We start from the raw sequence: 19,352 nt of genomic DNA, 5'->3' as shown, positions 1-19,352 counted from the left end.
GAACGCCGCCTCGCTGAGGCCCTTTTGGAATTGCACCTTGTTCCGAGCCATTGCCACCGCCTCGCTACAACCGGATGTTCATGCTATGTATCATGCCCCAGAGGCTGAGAAAAGTGCGTAAGCAGGACCGCTTTTGCACCACATCCCATAACCGACTTTGCGGTCCACAGGCACACGTATCAGCAAGACGTTGTTTTGTCTGGCTTGTGTAAATCGACACTGCCTTGCCCAGGCACACGCAGGATGGTGGTTCCTCAAGAAAGCACAGCGTATTCAGTCATGTGTTCATAGACGTACCCATGAGGACTGGGCACTGAGGTCGTGCCATGGTTCGCTGTCATACCAAACGTGAGTCGCTGCCATGGTGGCGTAACTTCCATCGTGTGCCTATGAACCGCAAAGTCAGGCTCGGCGGCGATCCCGGCGCGGCAAACGATCGCCAAGGAAGACACAGCCGAAAATGCCACTGATGCCAACCGACCTCGGCTCTGCCCGCCAGGGCGCCACCGCCTGTGCCCCTGTTCCAACGCCCATGGGGCCTCCACCCGGCATAACGCAGTTGCCACAGCCAGCGTCAGGGGCAGTTGGCATGTACGACGATGTTGCGGCGGCGGGCCGGACCCTGGCCGGGCTTCCCTCACCATCGCATCGCAGATCGCTCGCCCGTCCGCCGCGGCCACGCGCGGCCACAGTCACCAAGGCATCAAAACCCCAGCCACCGCCGCCATCCATCCCGAAGGCGCACTCGCGCACCGTTCCTCCAGCAACGCCGCCAGGCGCCCGACGATGGCGCTGCCGCTGATGGGCTTGCGCAGCAGCAGGAACGGCTCGTCGATCGCGCCATCCGCGGCGATGTCGGCGACATTGGTGGAAAATCCGGTCAGCAGGATCGCCGGCAGGTCCGGCCTGCGGCGCTTCGCCTCCCGGATCAGCGTCAGCCCGTCCATCACCGGCATCGACAGGTCGGAGACGAGCACGTCGACAGCCTCGCCAAGATCGAGGTGCGCCAGCGCCTCGCGCCCGGACTCGCAGGCGACGACGTCGAGGCCGGCGTCCTGCATCTCGGCCTCCAGGACATTCCGCACCATGGGGTCGTCGTCGACCAGCAGCAGCCGGAGGCCCCGGTCCACCAAGGATGCCGGCGGCCCGTCGTCATCCCGCCCCGGCAACGAAACCACATCCGCGGCGGCGGGGAAGTACAGATGCACGGTCGTGCCTGTGCCCGGCGTGCTGGCGATATGGATGCCGCCACCGCTCTGCTCGGAGAATCCCCGGGCCATCGCAAGACCCAGCCCGGTCCCCTTCCCTTGCGGCTTGGTGGTGAAAAACGGCTCGGTCGCCCGTGCCAGTGTCGCCGCATCCATACCGCAGCCGGTGTCGGCAATCGACAGGTGGATGTAGCGCCCGGGTTCCAGGACCAGGTCGGTGCCCGGGAACGTCCTGTGCGGCTGGGAGTCCTCGGCTGCCGTCAGGACCAGCGTGCCCATGCCGTTCATCGCGTCGCGCGCGTTGGTCGCCAGGTTGATCAGCACGGTTTCAAGCTGCGCCTTGTCCGCCACGATCGGCGGCACGCCCGGGGGTACTTCAATCCTGACGTTGATACCCGTGCCGAGCGCATGCGTCAGCATGTCCCGCGTGCCCTCCAGCAGCCGCGTCACGTCGATCGGCTCGGCCTGCAGATCGGCCCGGCGCGAGAACGCCAGCAGGCGGCTGGTCACGCCGGCGCCGCGCTCCGCCGCGCTCAGGATCAGCTCGGCGAGCCGCCGGACCTCCTCCGGCTTGCCGCACCGGCGCGCCAGCAGGGCGCTGCCACCCTGGACGGCCTGGAGCACGTTGTTGATGTCGTGCGCAATGCCACCCGCCAGCTGGCCGAGCGCCTGCATGCGTTCGGCGTGCGCCAACCGCCGCTGCGTGTCCTGCAGGGCCTGCGAGCGCTCCTGTACCAGGCGCTCCAGTTCGGCGCGGTCGCGGGCCAGGATCTCGCGGGCCTCGACGATCTCGGTGACGTCGGTGGTCGAGCCGAACCAGCGCACGATGGCGCCGGTTTCGGGGTCGCGCACGGGCAGGGCCCGCGCCATCACCCAGCGCCATTCGCCGTCGTGGCGCCGGACCCGGGACTCGTTTTCATACGGCGTGCCGGTGCGCAGCGCCTGGTGCCACCGGTCCAGCATCTGTCGCCGGTCGTCGGGATGGACGATGGCCGTCGCCTTGGGGCCGGTCAGGTCACGCTCGGGCAGGCCGGTGAACGCCATGCAGCGGGCGTTGTGGTAGTCGTGGTAGCCATCCGGGCGCGTGGACCAGACCATCTGCGGCATGGCGTCGGCCAGGGTGCGGAATCGCGCCTCGCTCTCCGCCAGCGCCAGCTCGGCCTGCTTGCGCGCGGTGATGTCGATCGAGGTGCCGACCAGGCCGATCACCGCGCCGGCCGCGTTGCGCAGCGGCGCCTTCTTCGAGAGCCAGATGGCGGGCGTGCCGTCGGGCAGGCTGACGTCCTCCTCGATCTCCTCGGCGATGCCGCTCTCCATGATCCGGCGGTCGTTGGCCATCACTGCCTCGGCCTGCTGCCTGTCGTCGAGGAACTCGGCGTCGGTCCTGCCGATGAATGCCTCCGGCGGCTTGCCGATCAGCGCCGCTGTGCCCTCGTTGGCGAGCAGCATGCGGCCGGCGCGGTCCTTGGCGTAGACCACGCCCGGCACCGCCTCGGCGAAGGTCCGCAGCAGCGCGGTGGCGCGGTCGCGCTCGGCTTCCGTGGCGCGGCGCTGCTCGATGTCGAGCAGCACACCCAGTACGCGCAGCGGCGTGCCGTTTGGCGCGTGCTCCACCCGGCCGTTCGCCTCGATCCAGCGATAGGCGCCGTCATGCCCGCGAACGCGGTATTCGTAGCAATAGAGACCGCCGCGCGCGATGACCTCGGTGATGGTATCCATCACGCGCGGCCTGTCCTCGGGATGGACCGAGGCCATGACTGCTTCAAAGCAAACGCCGGTGCGGCAGGCCTCGGGATCGAGGCCAAAGGTCTGGGCGAAGCGCTCGTCGGCGGTGAAGTGGCCAGTCGACAGATCCCGCATCCAGGTGCCGACGATGGCACCCGCGGCGAGCGCAAGCTGTACCCGTTCGGCGGCAACCCGCGCCGCCTCGTTGCTGGCCGCAAGCGCAGCCTCGGCTTCGCGGCGCTCGGTCACGTCGGTGTTGGTGCCGAACCAGAGCGTGATCTGCCCGGCATCGTCGCGGATCGGCATGGCGCGGGAGAGGAACCAGCGGTACTCCCCGTCCTTGCCGCGCAGCGGGAAGGTGTCCTCCCACGGCTCGCCGCTGTCCCAGGCGCGCTGGACGCTTGCCAGCACGCGGTCCAGGTGGCCGGGGTGGCACACCTTGCGCCAGCCCTGGCCTTCCGTCTCCGCCAGCGTGGTGCCGGTGTAGTCATACCAGCGCTGGTTGTACCAGAAGATCCAGCGGTCCGGCCACGTCATCCACGCCAGCTGCGGGATGCTGTCGGCCATGGCGCGGAAGCGGGTTTCCTCCTGCGCCAGCGCCAGTTCGGCGCGCTTGCGCGGCGTGATGTCCTGCACCGTGCCGCGCAGGCCAACGATCCGGCCATCAGCGTTGCGCAGCGCCTCGCCATGGATCGTCACCCAGATCGGGGTCTCGCCGCGGCAGGCTTCGACGTCGAACTCGTAGCCGGCGCCAGTTTCGAGCGCGCATTCGACGGCCTCGTTGATCCGTTCCCAGCTTGCCTCGGGGTAAAGCCATCCGCTCTGCTCCCGGAACGGCGGCATGACCTGGGTTTCCGGGTCGAGGCCGAAGATGCGCAGCGTTTCCGCCGACGTGGTCGTGACATCCGTTGCCGGATCCCAGCGCCAGCTGCCGATATGGGCAACCCGCTGCGCCTCGAGGAAATCGACATCCCGCGTCGCGCGAGCCGCCTCGGCCGCAGCCCGCTCATGCATGGCGGCGACGAGCAAGGTGGCGGTGGCGTCCGCCTCACGCAGCCCGAGCGATGCGACGTCGCCCCTGGCGATGCGCTCGACCGCTCCGACGTCCGCCAGGGCGCGTATCGGCTCCGCGATGCGCCGCGTCAGCACCGCGACGAGCGCGAGAACGCCGGCCAGGGTCAGGCCGAAGATGGCAAGCGTGATGGCCAGCGTGCGCCACAGCGGACCGTAGAACGCGGCGCGCGGTATCGCGACGGCGACGCCCCAGCCGGCTCGGTCCAGATGGTCCCAGGTCACCAGCACCGGCGTGCCTTCCAGGGACGTCGTTTCCGCCAGGCCGCTGTCACCGGAGCGGATCATCGACCGGAACGATGGCGCGACGGGCCTGCCGACGAACCGATCCGCCTGGGGTGCGCGGGCAACGAGGATGCCCTGCCGATCGAAGACGCCAACCAGCCAGCCGGCGAGAAGGTGTTGCCGCCGGACCAGCGTGTCGAAGGCCCCGAACGAGGGATTCATCGCCAGGACCAGGCTGGCGCTGCCGTCGGCCCGCCTGACCGGCAGGTCGATGGCGACAATCGGGCGCTGCATCGCCTCACTGAAAAACACGTCCGAAACTGAGGGCTGGCCGGTCGCGAGAACCCGCCGCAAGTTCTCCAGGCTGGGCCGCGTCGGCAGCGGCGCGCCGGGCGACAGCGCCAGGTTCATCACGTTCCGCCCGTCCTCGCGCAGCAGGGCGATGTTGCCTTTGGGATCCTCGCGGGCCAGGACCGCCTCGGCCTGGGTGCGGAATGTTGCCAGGTCGCCGGCGGCGAGCGCGCGTGAGCTGGCCAGGACCTGCAGGATGGCGATGCGCGCGCGCAGCTCGCTGTCGATGGTCAGGGCGAGGCCATGCGCCATGGCCCGGGCCTGCCGCCCGGCGCGCTCGCGATCGGCCTGGTAGTCGGCGAGCACCAGGCCGAGCAGCAGCAGCAGCAGCGGCAACAAGGCGGCCAGGACAAGCTGCGACAGACGCACGCGAATGGAGGGCGGCAGGCTACGCATCCCCGGCAAAGCTCCTGATGGCGGCTTCGATCACTGCATCCGCCATGCGGAAAGTTGCTGTCTTGCCGCGCAGCGTGTTGAAGATAAGCACGCCTTTACAATGTGTTGCAACCCTGGATTCGGGCACCGCCCGGCGGCCTGGAAGTATAGCAATGAAGCGGCCAAAGCCAGCTTAATCAGCTTTGGAGACCGCTGCGCCGCGCAATGCACGGGCGCATTGTTATGTAGGATTGGCAACGAACTGATTGATCCCGCAGCGGCCTTGGGTCCACCTTCGATGCCCGGCAGGATCGCCGTGAGCATTGAGATTGCCGGCTTGGCGGCACGGGCGGATCGGTTATTGCGCCCAAGTCCCAAGAGCGAGGCGTTTCGTCGCGTGTGCCGTGCGGTGGATGCGGGGACCCTGGCTTTGACGGGCGAGGCACGGTGATCGGTGCCGGGCGATGCGGCCGGAGGCTGCCCGGATTCCTTCTCTGCGTGCTCTGCGCCCCGCTCTGCGGTCTCTGCGTTTTAAGAATGCGATGCCGCAACAACGATTGGCGTTGCCGGTGAGTCGCCCAACTTCCAACACCGGTGGCGCCCCGACCACCGCGATTCAACGCAGAGCACGCAGAGTGGGGCGCAGAGTCCGCAGAGAAGGTTTTGTTGCGGCCTGCGGTCGCAGTGGGTCCATGGCGAACGGGGTGGCCCTGTGCCTCGCGTTCAGGACAATGCGGGCCAGCCTGGTCAGACAGCGGGCAGGTGGCAACGAACGGCCGCGGAGGCGCTCAGAGCCTGAAAATCAATCGACTCCTGGCCGGAGCCGAAGTTGCTCCAGCATAGCGCAGGACGGTTGGGACTCCGCTTGCAGGCATACAGCGGCGGCATCGCTCTGTTCGGGCTGCGGCCGGAGCGCCCGTCCAGACCGCAATGACGGTGCGGTCAGGGGGGATGCGTCCCTGTCATGGCCGGTGCCTGCGGCGGCGGACGATGGTTTACCACAGAGACACAGAGCCACAGAGATTGCAACGAAGCCGTCGGCGGCGCGGCGGTTTCGATCTCTGTGGCTCTGTGTCTCTGTGGTGGTGAAATCTGCGGATTCCGCCAGCACGCCATCGCCGATCGGCCGCCGGCGCCGCAGCCCGTTGCTGCGTGGGCACAACCTTGCCGCCCAGACGGCGGCACCCCTGCCTCCACAGGCTGTCGCTGCCGATCCGGTATGTTCGTCTCAACCGATTCGCAGTTTGCGATAGTTCCTGGATTCGTCCCGAAAACCGATTTATTTTCAGGCTCTCACTGTCCGCAACCAGGAATAAGGCCAGCCGGATCGTGAGGATACGGCAACCACCGCACGGCGGAGGCCCCACCCGGCCGGCGCGACCCGGCAGACGCCACCGGGCCGGTAGCTCCCTGGACGTCCAGGGAGCGGGCTTCCGTCACACGATCACCGGGCCCTCAGAACGGGATTTCGTCATCCAGGTCTCCGCTGCCGCGCTGCGTATCCCAGGATGGCGCGGTGCCGCGCGCCGCGCCGCCGGGGGGCCGGGCCGGGCCATTGGCCGCCCGCTCCCGCGGGGCATAGCCGCCACCGCCGGGCGAGGCGGCCGATTCGCCGTTGCCGAAGCCACCGGCTTCCGCGCCGCCGCCCCGTGTATCCAGCATCGTCAACTGGCCGTTGAAGCGGCCGATGACGACTTCCGTGGTATAGCGCTCCTGCCCCTGCTGGTCGGTCCACTTGCGGGTCTGCAGCGAGCCCTCGACGTAGATCTTCGCGCCCTTCTTCAGGAACCGCTCCGCCACGTCGGCGACGCGGTCGTTGAAGATCACCACGCGGTGCCACTCCGTCCGCTCCTTCCGCTCACCGGAGGTGCGGTCGTTCCACGTCTCGCTGGTTGCCAAGGTGAGATTGACGATCTTGCTGCCGTCCTGAGTAGAGCGGACCTCCGGGTCCTTTCCCAGGTTTCCGATCAGAATCACCTTGTTGACGCTGCCTGCCATCGAATCACATCCTTCTCAGAGATTGAAAATTCTAGCCCAAAGCCGTTCTAGCGGCCATAAGGTTAGGAACTCCTTACGAGCCGCGCGGCGTGGACGGGCCCGTCGCCTTAGGCTTGTCGCCAGCGGGCCCGTTGCCGCCGAGTTGTTGGAACATCAATAGAACAGAAATCGCCCCGACGCCAGCCCCCGGAAGCCGGCCGGCCTGGCACGCTCCAGCCCGCGGGGCGTGCTCCCAAGCGTTATCAGGACTCCCATGCGTATCAGGCGTCCTCCCATGTGTATCAGGACAAGGGGCTGGCGGGGCGAGGTCGCCTCCCTCTCGTCACCGCCGGGGAGACAACGGACCGGGCCGCCAATCCTTCTCCGCCTCCCGCCACGAAACCCCGCCCCGAAAACCATGTCCCGAAGCCACGGGACGTGTCCCGGAGGCAAACGATGCGGTACGGCGGGACCCGGGACCGGACTGATGCCACAGAATTAACCAAATCCTTACACTTCGACATACATCATGCAGCAGGCAGGCGGGTTTTCGTCCCATGGACAACGGCAGTTTCCGCTATCAACCGCTGCTGGCGCTGGATGCGCCGGACGGGTCTTCCCCGGTGCGTGAGGACGCACTGGTCGCATCCCTGCTGTCGGGCGGCGACAGCCGGCTGCGGATCGACGCCAGGACAGGCGTCAACAAGTACCTGTGCCCGCCCCGGCCGGCGCCGGATGTGCTGTGCGCCTCCTCCTGCACCGCGTCGCCGATAACCGGGCAGGCCTTCCGGCGCAGCGCCGAGGCCTGGCGGACCCTGGCCGCCTGCGCGCCGGAGCGGCAGCGAACCCGGCTGCTGGACCGCTATGCCCGGGACATCGGGACGCGCCTGCTGGCCTGTTTCCATGCCGGCGGCCTGGCCGAGGCGATCCTCTGCCCCTCCGGCACCGACGCGTTGCAGACCGCGACGCTGCTGCTGCACCTGGAGCAGCCGGGCCGACCGATGACGGCGATCTTGCCGCAGGCGTCGGAAACCGGCTCCGGCGTGCCGCTGGCGGCGACGCTCCGCCGCTTCGACGAGCCGGTGCCCTTCGATGCGCCGCTGGTGGATTGCGCGGTCGACGCGGCCGAAATCCCGCTGCGCGACGCGGACGGCGTGCCGCGCCCGGACGATGCGCTGGCGGATGCCTACGCGGCCGCGGCGGCCGGCAGCACGGGCCGCCCGGTCGTCTTCCTGACCTACGGCACGAAGACCGGGCTGATCGCGCCGAACCGGCCGCCCCGTGGCGCCGAGGTCATCGTCGATGCCTGCCAGGCGCGGGTCGAGCCGGCGCTGGTCGCGGGCTGGCTGCGTCAGGGCTGGCCGGTGGCGGTCACCGGGTCGAAATTCTTCGGCGGTCCCGCGTTCTCGGGCGCCGTGCTGTTTCCGTCGGACCGCCTGGCGGCGATCCGGCGAGCGTCGCCTGGCCGGTGCCGCAAGGTGCTGGAAGGCAATGCCGGCAACGTGGGGATGCTGCTGCGCTGGATCGCGGCGTTGGAAACCATGGAAGCGTTCGCCGCGCTGGGCGGCCAGGTGGCGGCCCGCCTGTGCGACCGCGCCGCCGCGATCGGGCGTGGCCTCGCCGGCATCGACGGCGTGGTGCCGATCCCGGGCCTGATCGGCGGCGGCGAGGGATGGAGCGCTGTGCCGACCATCTTTACCATTGCCGTGCGCGACCCGGTGGATCCGCGGCGCAAGCTGACCGCCGCCGAGCTGCGGCCGCTGTACGCACGGCTGGCGCGAGACGGCGTCCTGCTCGGCCAGCCGGTCGGGCTGGGCGCGTTCGGCGGGCTCCGGATCGCGGTCGGGGCACGGGACCTGCTGCCGGGCGCGCCGGCGGATGGCGGGCTGCCGCGGCTGTTGGCGGCGCTGCGGGCGGCGATCGGCGCATGAGCTGATGATCTCGCCTTCCTGCAGGATCCGGTTATTGCTTGAGTTTTCTGCGCCGGCAGCCGCACTCGGCGTCAATGCCTCACCCCGGTGGAGCCGGCCGAGTGGTACGACGGATGCTTTTTCGCATGGCCATCATCTGCGTTCATCTACAGTTCCCCACCAGGCATTCTCAGCGTGGCACGAACCAGCCACCAGCACTCAGGCCGGGACATAGCCCGTTTATTGCTTATACGGAATAAATGGAACCGCGGATGAACCCAGATGAACGCAAATAGTCTGCGTTTCCGGCGACTCCGTGCGGTCATGCCAGCTGGCAGGAACCGATCACGGCCGCGCAATGGAAGCCATGTCACTGACCTGCGCTGCCGGCGGGCGGTGACGCCAATTGTCGGGAAATGCCAGGTTTCGCCCGCTCCGAGGACGCGCCTGACGTGACGCAACGAATTATGGTTGCCGGCCGGGGCTGGCCCGGACAGGATGGATCACCACATCCGTGAAAGTCCTTCCCGTCCCCCCGGGTTTGTGGCACACGGGAACATCCAAAGAACACGAATCATCCCAAGGGAACAGCAGCAGCCAATGGCCCAACCGAAAGCGGGCAATATCCACGTGCGCGGCGCGCGCGAGCACAATCTGAAAAACATCGACGTGGTGATCCCGCGCGACTCGCTGACGGTGATCACCGGCCTGTCCGGCTCCGGCAAGTCCTCCCTGGCGTTCGACACCATCTATGCCGAGGGCCAGCGCCGCTACGTCGAGTCGCTGTCGGCCTACGCACGGCAGTTCCTGGAACTGATGGGCAAGCCGGACGTGGACAGCATCGACGGCCTGTCGCCGGCGATCTCGATCGAGCAGAAGACCACCTCGAAGAACCCCCGCTCCACCGTCGGCACGGTGACGGAGATCCACGACTACATGCGCCTGCTGTGGGCCCGCGCCGGCGTGCCCTACTCGCCCGCCACCGGCCTGCCGATCGAGGCGCAGACCGTGTCGCAGATGGTCGATCGGGTGATGGCGATGCCGGAGGGCACGCGGCTGCTGCTGCTGGCTCCCGTCGTCCGCGACCGCAAGGGCGAATACCGCAAGGAATTGTCCGAATTGCAGCGACGCGGCTTCACCCGGGTGAAGGTGGACGGCACGCTGTATGAAATCGGCGAGGTCCCGTCGCTGAACCGCAAGCTCAAGCACGACATCGAGGCGGTGGTGGACCGTCTTGTCGTGCGCGACGGCATCCAGACCCGGCTGGCCGACAGCTTCGAGACCGCGCTCGGGCTGTCCGACGGCATCGTCCATGCGGAAAACGCCGACAGCAAGGAAAGCACGACGTTTTCCTCGCGCTTCGCCTGCCCGGTCAGCGGCTTCACCATCGAGGAGATCGAGCCGCGGCTGTTCAGCTTCAACTCCCCGCACGGCGCCTGCCCAGCCTGCGACGGCCTGGGCGTGGAGACGTTCTTCGACCCCGACCTGGTGGTGCCGGACGACCGCGTGTCCCTGGCCGACGGCGCCATCGCGCCCTGGACCGGGGCGCAGACGCCGTACTACGACCAGACGCTGCAAAGCCTGGCGAAGCACTACAAGCAGACCACCGGCACGCCCTGGCACGACCTGCCGGAAGACTTCCGCACCGCCATCCTGCACGGCTCCGGCGACGAGCCGATTGCCTTCACCTACAAGGACGGCGTCCGCAGCTACACGGTGACCAAGGCGTTCGAGGGCGTGCTGCACAACCTCCAGCGCCGCTGGCAGGAGACCGACAGCGTCTGGGTGCGCGAGGAAATGGCGCGCTACCAGGCGGAAAAGCCCTGCGTCGCCTGCAACGGCGCGCGGCTGAAGCCCGAGGCGCTGTCGGTGCGCGTGGCGGGGAAGAACATCGCCGAGGCGTCGGATTTATCCATTCGCGCCGCGCTCGACTGGTTCGACGCCGTGCTGCCGCAACTGACGCCGCAGCGGCAGGAGATCGCCACCCGCATCCTGCGCGAGATCGTCGAGCGCCTGCGCTTCCTGGTCGATGTCGGGCTGGACTACCTGACGCTGGCGCGCAGTTCCGCCACCCTCTCGGGCGGCGAATCCCAGCGCATCCGGCTGGCGTCGCAAATCGGCTCCGGGCTGACCGGGGTGCTGTACGTGCTGGACGAGCCCTCCATCGGCCTGCACCAGCGCGACAACGAGCGCCTGCTGGGCACGCTGCGGCGGCTGCGCGACCTGGGCAACACCGTGCTGGTGGTGGAGCACGACGAGGACGCGATCCGCGCGGCCGATCACCTGGTCGACATGGGCCCGGCCGCCGGCATCAACGGCGGCCACGTCATCGCCGAGGGCACGCCGGCCGAGGTCGCCGCCAACCCGAAGTCGCTGACCGGCGACTACCTGTCCGGCCGCCGCCAGATTCGCGTGCCGCCGATGCGCCGCCCGGTGCAGAAGGACCGGGTGCTGACGGTCGTCGGCGCCCGCGGCAACAACCTGAAGTCGCTCACCGCCGGGTTTCCGCTGGGCACCTTCACCTGCGTCACGGGCGTCTCCGGCGGGGGAAAATCCACGCTGGTGGTCGATACGCTCTACAAGGCCGCCGCCCGCCGGCTGATGGGCGCCGGGCTGGTGCCGGCAGCGCATGAGCGGATCGAGGGGCTGGACCTGCTCGACAAGATCATCGACATCGACCAGTCGCCGATTGGCCGCACCCCGCGATCGAACCCCGCGACCTACACCGACCTGTTCGCGCCGATCCGCGACTGGTTCGCGGAGTTGCCGGAGTCGCGGGCGCGCGGCTACAAGCCGGGACGGTTCAGCTTCAACGTCAAGGGCGGTCGCTGCGAGGCGTGCCAGGGCGACGGGCTGCTGAAGATCGAGATGCACTTCCTGCCCGACGTCTATGTCACCTGCGACACCTGCAAGGGCAAGCGCTACAACCGGGAAACGCTGGAGATCAAATTCCGCGACAAGTCGATCGCCGACGTGCTGGCGCTGACGGTGGACGAGGCGGTGCCCTATTTCAGCGCCCAGATGCGCATCCATGACCGGCTGAAGATCCTCCAGCAGGTCGGGCTCGGCTACATTGCGCTCGGCCAGCAGGCGACGACGCTGTCGGGCGGCGAGGCGCAGCGCATCAAGCTGTCCAAGGAACTGGCGCGGCGGGCGACGGGGCGGACGCTGTACATCCTGGACGAGCCGACCACCGGGCTGCATTTCGAGGACGTGCGCAAGCTGCTGGAGGTGCTGCACGCGCTGGTGGACCAGGGCAACACGGTGGTGGTGATCGAGCACAACCTGGAGGTCATCAAGACCGCCGACTGGATCCTCGACCTCGGTCCCGAGGGCGGCGACGGCGGCGGGCGGATCGTCGCTGAAGGAACCCCCGAGGACATCGCGGCCAACCCGGACAGCTACACCGGCCGGTTCCTCGCACCGCTGCTGCAGGTGCAGGAGGCGAAGCCGCGGCGCAAGCGAGCGTGACCGCTCTTTCATCGTCCGGGTCGGCAGCACGATGGTTGCCAGCACGATGGTTGCCAGCACAACGGTTGCCGGCACAACGGTTGCCAGCACAACGGTTGCCAGCACAACGGTTGCCAGCACAACGGTTGCCAGCACAACGGTTGCCAGCACAACGGTTGCCAGCACAACGGTTGCCGGCACAACGGTGCCAGCACAACGGTTGTCACGTCGTCATGGCCCGGCTTGTCCGGGCCACCTATCGCGGCAGGTACGGTTCATCAATGGGAACCATCAGCACAGCCGCGGCCTTCACCTTACCCCGCTATCTGCTCAAATAAGTCCTCCCACAATGGGTTCTGCTGCTCAATCAGGTTGAGTTTCCACAGCCGCGGCCAGTGCTTCAACCGGGTCTCCCGATGGATGGCCGCCAGGATCTCATCGTGGTACTCCACGAAGACCAACCGCTTGAGGTTATAGCGGGCGCTGAAGCATGAGCCTGTGCCCTGCCGGTGTTCCCAGGCCCGGCGAACGATGTCGTTCGTGACACCGACATAGAGCGTCCCGAACGGTTTGTTCGTCATCATGTAGACCCAACCGCCCATTTGCCGGGAATGGTAAGGCACGCGGCTTAACACCGGGTAAACGGCGTGAGTGCCGAACGGGATTCATGCCAGTCGGCGTTGAAAGTGACCGTTCCTTCATAGTCATGGTCCGACCTGTCCGGGCTACATATTCAAGCACGTGTGCCGCGACAGGTGGCCCGGACAAGCCGGGCCATGACGATGAAGGAACGGCCGTGCCGTCACTTCAACCCGCTCCATGCCCTGCGCTACCCCTGCGCTACTCCTGCACTACCCCTGCACTACCCCTGCGCTACCCCAGCGCCGCCCGCACCGCCGCCAGCGCCGCATCCGCCCGGGCGCCATCCGGCCCGCCCGCCTGGGCCAGGTCCGGCCGTCCGCCGCCGCCCTTGCCGCCGACGGCTGCCGAAGCCGCCCGCACCAGGTCCACGGCGCTGATCCGCCCCGTCAGGTCCGCCGACACCGCCACCACAATGCTGGCCTTGCCCTCGGCGGTGGACACCAGCGCCACCACGCCGGAGCCCTGCTGCTTGATGATGGCCTCCGCCAGCCCCTTCAGGTCGCGTGCCGGCACATCGCCCAGGTTGCGGGCGGACAGCTTCACCCCGTTGATCTCCTCCACCGCCGCGGCACTGCCGCCGGTGGCGAGCTTCTTCTGCAGCTCCGCCACCTGCGCTTGCAGCTTGCGGCGGTCCTCCAGCAGCGCGGCGATGCGGTCCGGCACCTCGGCCGGCGCCGCCCGCAGCGCGCCGGCGGCGTCGTTCAGGCGGGCCTGGATGGTGGCGATCGTCGCCTCCGCCGCCGCGCCGGTCACCGCCTCGATCCGCCGCACGCCCGCCGCGACCGCGGACTCGCTGACGATGCGGAAATAGCCGATGTCGCCGGTGCGCCGCACATGCGTGCCGCCGCACAGCTCGATCGACCAGGCCAGCTTGTTGCCGTCCGGCTCGCCCATCGCCACGACGCGCACCTCGTCGCCGTACTTCTCGCCGAACAGCGCCATGGCGCCCAGCTCCACCGCGGCGTCCGGCGTCATCAGGTGGGTGGTGACGTCCGAGTTCTCGCGGATCCTGGCGTTCACCTCCGCCTCCACCCACGCCAGCTCATCCGCCGTGATCGGCCGCGGCTGGCTGACGTCGAAGCGCAGGCGGTCGGGCGCGTTCAGGCTGCCCTTCTGCTGCACATGGGTGCCCAGCTTGCGGCGCAGCGCTTCGTGCAGCAGGTGGGTGGCGGAGTGGTGCGCGCGGATCGCGGTGCGGCGGGCATGATCGACCGTCGCGACCACCGGAACGCCCACCTTCGCCGTGCCGGACTGCACCAGGCCGTAATGCACGAACAGGTCGCCCAGCTTCTTCTGCGTGTCGGTCACCAGGACCAGCAGCCCGTCCGGCCCGGCGATCGTGCCGGTATCGCCGACCTGGCCGCCGCTTTCGCCGTAGAACGGGGTCTGGTTGAGCACCAGGGCGACCTCGGTGCCCGCCGCAGCGGTTTCGGCCGGCTTGCCGTCCACCAGCAGCGCCAGGATCTCGCCCTCGGCGCTTTCCGTGTCGTAGCCGAGGAACTCGCTCGCGCCGGCGCGGTCGCGAATCTCGAACCACACCTTCTCGGTCGCGGCGTCGCCTGACCCGGCCCAGGCGGCGCGGGCGCGGGTGCGCTGCTCCTGCATCGCCGCCTCGAAGCCTTCCGTGTCCAGCCCACGACCCTGCTCGCGCAGCGCGTCCTGGGTCAGGTCAACCGGGAAGCCGTAGGTGTCGTACAGCTTGAACGCCACCGAACCGGGCAGAGGCTCGCGCTCGCCCAGGCGGCCGGTTTCCTCGGCCAGCAGCCCGAGGCCGCGCTCCAGCAGGTGGCGGAAGCGGTCTTCCTCCAGCTCCAGCGTTTCCTCGACCAGCCGCTGCGCGCGGCCGAGTTCCGGATACGCCGTGCCCATCTGCCGCACCAGCACCGGCACCAGCTTGTGCATAATCGGCTGCTTCGCGCCCAGCTTGACGGCGTGGCGCATGGCGCGGCGCATGATGCGGCGCAGGACGTAGCCGCGGCCCTCGTTCGACGGCAGCACGCCGTCGGCCATCAGGAACGAGCAGCTGCGCACATGGTCCGCAATCACCCGGTGGCTGGCCTTCAGCGGCCCATCCGGGTCCTGGCCGGTGAGTTCGGCGCTGGCCAGGATCAGGGCGCGGAAGATGTCGATGTCGTAGTTGTCGTGCTTGCCTTGCAGGATGGCGGCGATGCGCTCCAGTCCCATGCCGGTGTCGATCGAGGGCCGGGGCAGCGGAACGCGGGTGCCGGGCGGGCCTTCCTCGTACTGCATGAACACCAGGTTCCAGATCTCGATGAACCGGTCGCCGTCCTCGTCCGGGCTGCCGGGCGGGCCGCCCGGGATGTGGTCGCCGTGATCGTAGAAGATTTCCGAGCACGGGCCGCACGGGCCGGTGTCACCCATGCGCCAGAAATTGTCCGAGGTGCCGATGCGGATGATCTTCTCGTCCGCGAAGCCGGTCACCTTCTTCCAGATCGCCGCCGCGTCGTCGTCCTCGGCATACACGGTTATCAGCAGGCGGTCCTTCGGCAGGCCGTAGTCCTTGGTGATCAGCTCCCACGCATAGGGGATGGCGAGCTCCTTGAAATAGTCGCCGAAGCTGAAATTCCCCAGCATTTCGAAGAAGGTGTGGTGCCGGGCGGTGTAGCCGACGTTGTCCAGGTCGTTGTGCTTGCCGCCGGCGCGGACGCACTTCTGCGCGGTGGCGGCGCGCACGTACGGCCGCTTCTCCTGCCCGGTGAAGACATTCTTGAACTGCACCATGCCCGCGTTGGTGAACATCAGCGTCGGGTCGTTGCGCGGCACCAGCGGCGAGCTTGGCACCGGCTGGTGGCCGTTGCGGGCGAAGTAGTCCAGGAAGGCGGCGCGGATGTCGTTGCTGCTGGCCATGTAGGCAGGTGTTTCCCAGAATGTCACGCGAGAGGGTTGCACCTAGCGCAGCAGAGCCGCCATGTCACGGGTTGCCGTATTGACAGGATGGAGACAGCCGGGTCGGCGGCTGCCGTCATGGCGGCACGGCCGTTCCCTCCCCGTCATGGCCGGGCGTGTCCCCATACGCGCTAACTTGTACCAACCCGCCGAAAAATGGCTCCATCGCACAGTAAGCCTCTGATATTGGTCACATCTTCGCAGTCGGGATGGGTGATTCTTTCGGCGGGTTGGTATTAGGCGGCCGCTGGCACGGCCGTTGCCACCACGTCATGGCGGCCGCAGGCCGCCATGACGGCGGAACGGTTCGCCGCGCCCGGCCGCTACAGCAGACCGCAGGTTAGTTGGGACGCAGACGGCCTGTCTTCATCGTTATGGCCCGGCTTGTCCGGGCCACCTATTCCAGCACGTGTGCCGCGACAGGTGGCCCGGACAAGCCGGGCCATGACGATGGGGGAACGCTCTTGGCGCCCAGGCAAGCACTTGATTTTACGGTCATTTTCGACTCGTTTCCAGGATGTGTGCATTGCGTAGGGACACGCCCGGCCATGACGATGGGACGCCGCCCCGCTCAGCCGCGCGGCGGCGGTCCGCTGCGGTGCGCCTGGCGCGGCGGGCTGCACGCCGGCACCGGCCTGGTCACCTCTTGGACCACTCCTTGGACCATCCCCCAGGCCGATCCCTGCCGCCAGTGCAGCATGCGCCCGGGACGGACGCCGCCGTGCCACAGGTACCAGCCGATGCTCCCCACCACGGCGGCGACGATCAGCGTCTCGGCCGGCGAGCCGGTGCGGCACAGCGGTATCCCCCAGGTCTTGCGCAGCGGCCAGGCCAGCCGCAGCCCGCGCGGCGTCAGCATGTCCGCCGCCATGTGCGACAGATAGCCGACGGCCAGCGCCGACACCGCGCCCTGCCGGTTGCCCATGTGCAGCAGCAGCGCCATCAGCCCGAACAGCGCCAGGGCGGAGTGGGTGACGCCGCGATGCCCCAGCGTCGCCGCCAGCGCCGTCGAGACCGGCCGGGTGCGCCGCCCGACCCAGGACTGTGGATGGTCTACGTCCGGCAGCAGCGACCCGACGACCGCCAGCCCGAGATACATCGAGTCGGTCGGCGGAAGATTCAGCATCGGCGCCGCGGCGAACCAGGTCGCGACTCCGATGATCACGTGGGACTTGGCCATCATCCCACGGGGCTACACGTCCCGGCCCGGCGATACAATACGTGAACCTTGCCGACTCGGACACGACTCGGCCGTTGATACCATAGGATACGATCGGGCGCCTTCAGCATCCTTCCGAGGACGTGATCCGTCCGTGCCGCCGGTCGCCACGTTGCTGCACGGGATGCAGGCCAAGGAGGCACACGGATGAATGAAATCTGGTCGGGGCTGCCGTTCGGCGCCGCGGTGTTCGGCTCGCAGGGTCACATGCTGTGGTGGCAGGAATGCATGCGGGCCGTCGTGATCTTCATCTATGGCCTGATCCTGGTCCGCATCGCCGGACGCCGCGTGTTCGGCCGGTGGTCGGCGCTCGACATCATCGTCGCGATCATCATCGGCTCGAACCTCAGCCGCGCCCTGACCGGCCCCGTGCCGCTGGGCGGGACGCTGGCCGCGACCACGCTGATGATGGCGCTGCACTGGGTGCTGGCCCAGATCGCGGCCCGCTCGCCCGTCTTCGCCGGCATCGTCGAGGGAAAGCCGCGGCTGCTGGCACGCGGGGGGAGACTTCAGCGGTCGGAATTGCTGCGCGACGCCATCAGCCAGCACGACCTGGAGGAAGCGCTGCACCAGTCCGGCGTCGAGCATGTCGAGGAGACGCGACTGGTCGTCCTGCAGCCCAGCGGCAAGATCACCGTGCTGAAAGGCAGGCAGGCAGCCTGAACCGGCCGCCCGGCTATTGGAACGGCTGCGCGTCCTGCTGGCAGACCGTGCCCTCGGGCGGCAGGGTGCCGTTGACCAGGTAGTCGCTTTCATACTGGCCGGCGCACTGGCTGGGGTTCAGCAGGACGGTGTGGCCGTAGCCATCCACCGTCAGCAGCCGGGCCTTGGCCAGTTGCTGCGACAACGAGACGGCGCCGCTGTATGGCGTGGCCGGATCGTGGGTGTTGCCGATCACCAGGATCGTTGCCGAGGTGGGCTGGTCCCAGGGGCCCTGGTAGTTGTCGGCCGCCGTTGCCTGCCAGCTTGCGCAGGGCTCGTCGATCCACAGGTCGACGGCGCCGATCGGCCCGTAGGTGGTGGTGACCAGACGGTTGAGCAGGCGGAAGCGCTCGGGCGGGCGGGGGTTGGGACTGTCCCCGCATTGCACGGCGGAACCCTGGAAGTCGCTGGCATATTTCTCCGGCGCGCCGCCCAGCGTTGGCGCGGCCGGTTGCGCTGTCGCCGAAGCCGTTGACGCCGTGGCTACGGCATTCGGATCCGAGGCGGTCCACAGGGTCTGCAGGATGGCCGCCCCGGCCGCCCAGCCGCGGAAATTCGGCTCCGGCAGGGTGGTGAAGAACCACCCGTGCAGCGCGGTCAGCAGCGCGGCATAGGTGATCTGCGTGCCGTTCAGCGTCAGCGGGGTCTGCTTCACCCGCTGCAACAGGGTGTCGAGTTTCGCCTGCGTGCCGGCCACGTCGCCGGTCGAGAACGCGCATTTCCCGGGTCCGGCCTGGCCGCACTGCTCGAGAAACGCCTGGAGCGAGTCGGCCGCCCCCGCCGCACTGCCGAACCGCACGCCGTCGCTGAGCAGCACCTGGGACTGGCCGCCGTTGTTCCACAGCGTGGGATCGATGTCGCCGTCCAGCACCATGGCGCGGATACGATCCGGGAACAGGTTGGCATACACCGTGCCGAGGTACGTTCCATAGGAAACGCCAAGATAGTTCAATGTCGCCTCACCGACGGCCTGGCGCAGCCGGTCCATGTCGCGCGCCGAATCGGTGGTGGAGACATGCGACAGCAGATCGCCGTCGCGCTGCTTGCAGATGGCGGCGAATTCGTCGAAGCGCTGGAACCAGGCGGTCTGCTGGGCATAGCCGACGGGAAATGCCTGGTATGGGATGCCGGTGAAGAAATTCTCCTCATCCGCGGCATTGTCGAAGCATTGCATGGCGGTGCTGGCGCCGATGCCGCGCGGGTCCCAACTGACGATATCGAAACGGTCCTGCACGGCTTGCGGGAACAGCGCGAACCAGGCCGGCAGGTCCTGCGTGCCGGCGCCGCCCGGGCCGCCGGGATTGAAGAACAGCGTGCCGATGCGATTGTCCGGCTGGTTCGCCTGGTGGCGGATGACGGCAAGCGTGATCGTTGCGCCACCGGGCTTCGCGTAGTCCAGCGGCGCGGGCACCGAGGCGCACTCGAACCCGGCCCGTGCCGCCGAAGCGCATGGCTGCCACTGCGGCGCCGGGACGCCGGCCATTGCCGGCACGATCAGGCAACCGGCGGCCAACGGAAGCGTAACAAACGAAACGAGCAGGAAACCAAGGCATTTTTTGCGAGAAATGCCAGTGCAGGGCCGCATCGCCA

Annotated in this window: 9 protein-coding genes; 3 read left to right on the top strand and 6 right to left on the bottom strand. The window is 68.2% G+C overall.

Annotated elements, in window-relative coordinates; all coding sequences use genetic code 11:
* Positions 1 to 692: 692 nt before the first annotated feature.
* A complete protein-coding gene (locus tag CCS01_RS06855; RefSeq protein WP_104518086.1) occupies positions 693 to 4,976 on the bottom strand; it encodes a PAS domain S-box protein in 4,284 nt (1,427 codons plus the stop codon).
* A gap of 1,434 nt (positions 4,977 to 6,410) precedes the next feature.
* A complete protein-coding gene (ssb, locus tag CCS01_RS06850) occupies positions 6,411 to 6,953 on the bottom strand; it encodes a single-stranded DNA-binding protein (protein ID WP_104518085.1) in 543 nt (180 codons plus the stop codon).
* A gap of 536 nt (positions 6,954 to 7,489) precedes the next feature.
* On the opposite strand from ssb, the gene CCS01_RS06845 reads away from it, so the two are divergent.
* Positions 7,490 to 8,863, top strand: coding sequence for a hypothetical protein (locus CCS01_RS06845; RefSeq protein WP_104518084.1), 1,374 nt, complete (start codon positions 7,490 to 7,492; stop codon positions 8,861 to 8,863).
* Positions 8,864 to 9,442: 579 nt separating this feature from the next.
* On the top strand, positions 9,443 to 12,313 hold the full coding sequence (gene uvrA, locus CCS01_RS06840; protein ID WP_104518083.1) for an excinuclease ABC subunit UvrA: 2,871 nt from the start codon (positions 9,443 to 9,445) through the stop codon (positions 12,311 to 12,313).
* 293 nt (positions 12,314 to 12,606) lie between these two features.
* Here uvrA and CCS01_RS06830 read toward each other — a convergent pair whose 3' ends face one another.
* The 3 genes from CCS01_RS06830 to CCS01_RS06820 form a co-directional block, all read right to left on the bottom strand.
* Positions 12,607 to 12,876 (bottom strand): GIY-YIG nuclease family protein, encoded by a 270-nt coding sequence (locus tag CCS01_RS06830; RefSeq protein ID WP_204848165.1) that lies wholly within the window; start codon positions 12,874 to 12,876, stop codon positions 12,607 to 12,609.
* 289 nt (positions 12,877 to 13,165) lie between these two features.
* Positions 13,166 to 15,802, bottom strand: a complete 2,637-nt coding sequence (gene alaS, locus CCS01_RS06825) for an alanine--tRNA ligase (protein WP_104518080.1) — start codon at positions 15,800 to 15,802, stop codon at positions 13,166 to 13,168.
* Between the two features lie 610 nt (positions 15,803 to 16,412).
* Positions 16,413 to 17,021 (bottom strand): metal-dependent hydrolase, encoded by a 609-nt coding sequence (locus CCS01_RS06820; RefSeq protein WP_275112892.1) that lies wholly within the window; start codon positions 17,019 to 17,021, stop codon positions 16,413 to 16,415.
* A gap of 186 nt (positions 17,022 to 17,207) precedes the next feature.
* Here CCS01_RS06820 and CCS01_RS06815 point away from each other — a divergent pair, with 186 nt between their 5' ends.
* Positions 17,208 to 17,723: a DUF421 domain-containing protein gene (locus CCS01_RS06815; RefSeq protein ID WP_204848164.1), complete on the top strand. Its 516-nt coding sequence runs from the start codon at positions 17,208 to 17,210 to the stop codon at positions 17,721 to 17,723.
* Between the two features lie 13 nt (positions 17,724 to 17,736).
* Here CCS01_RS06815 and CCS01_RS06810 read toward each other — a convergent pair whose 3' ends face one another.
* Positions 17,737 to 19,245: an alpha/beta hydrolase gene (locus CCS01_RS06810; protein WP_158258265.1), complete on the bottom strand. Its 1,509-nt coding sequence runs from the start codon at positions 19,243 to 19,245 to the stop codon at positions 17,737 to 17,739.
* Positions 19,246 to 19,352 lie beyond the last annotated feature (107 nt).

It is taken from the genome of Rhodopila globiformis (genome assembly GCF_002937115.1).
In the GTDB taxonomy this organism is placed as follows: domain Bacteria; phylum Pseudomonadota; class Alphaproteobacteria; order Acetobacterales; family Acetobacteraceae; genus Rhodopila; species Rhodopila globiformis.
Note: the sequence above shows the minus strand (reverse complement) of the source record. Positions and strands in the feature narration are given on the sequence as shown.

What these genes read in the sequence shown, in the direction of transcription:
- CCS01_RS06855 (WP_104518086.1), bottom strand. Translation starts at nt 4,976, where the DNA reads ATGCGTAGCCTGCCGCCCTCCATTCGCGTGCGTCTGTCGCAGCTTGTC.
- CCS01_RS06810 (WP_158258265.1), bottom strand. Translation starts at nt 19,245, where the DNA reads ATGGCCGGCGTCCCGGCGCCGCAGTGGCAGCCATGCGCTTCGGCGGCA.
- uvrA (WP_104518083.1), top strand. Translation starts at nt 9,443, where the DNA reads ATGGCCCAACCGAAAGCGGGCAATATCCACGTGCGCGGCGCGCGCGAG.
- ssb (WP_104518085.1), bottom strand. Translation starts at nt 6,953, where the DNA reads ATGGCAGGCAGCGTCAACAAGGTGATTCTGATCGGAAACCTGGGAAAG.
- alaS (WP_104518080.1), bottom strand. Translation starts at nt 15,802, where the DNA reads ATGGCCAGCAGCAACGACATCCGCGCCGCCTTCCTGGACTACTTCGCC.
- CCS01_RS06845 (WP_104518084.1), top strand. Translation starts at nt 7,490, where the DNA reads ATGGACAACGGCAGTTTCCGCTATCAACCGCTGCTGGCGCTGGATGCG.
- CCS01_RS06815 (WP_204848164.1), top strand. Translation starts at nt 17,208, where the DNA reads ATGAATGAAATCTGGTCGGGGCTGCCGTTCGGCGCCGCGGTGTTCGGC.
- CCS01_RS06820 (WP_275112892.1), bottom strand. Translation starts at nt 17,021, where the DNA reads ATGGCCAAGTCCCACGTGATCATCGGAGTCGCGACCTGGTTCGCCGCG.
- CCS01_RS06830 (WP_204848165.1), bottom strand. Translation starts at nt 12,876, where the DNA reads ATGATGACGAACAAACCGTTCGGGACGCTCTATGTCGGTGTCACGAAC.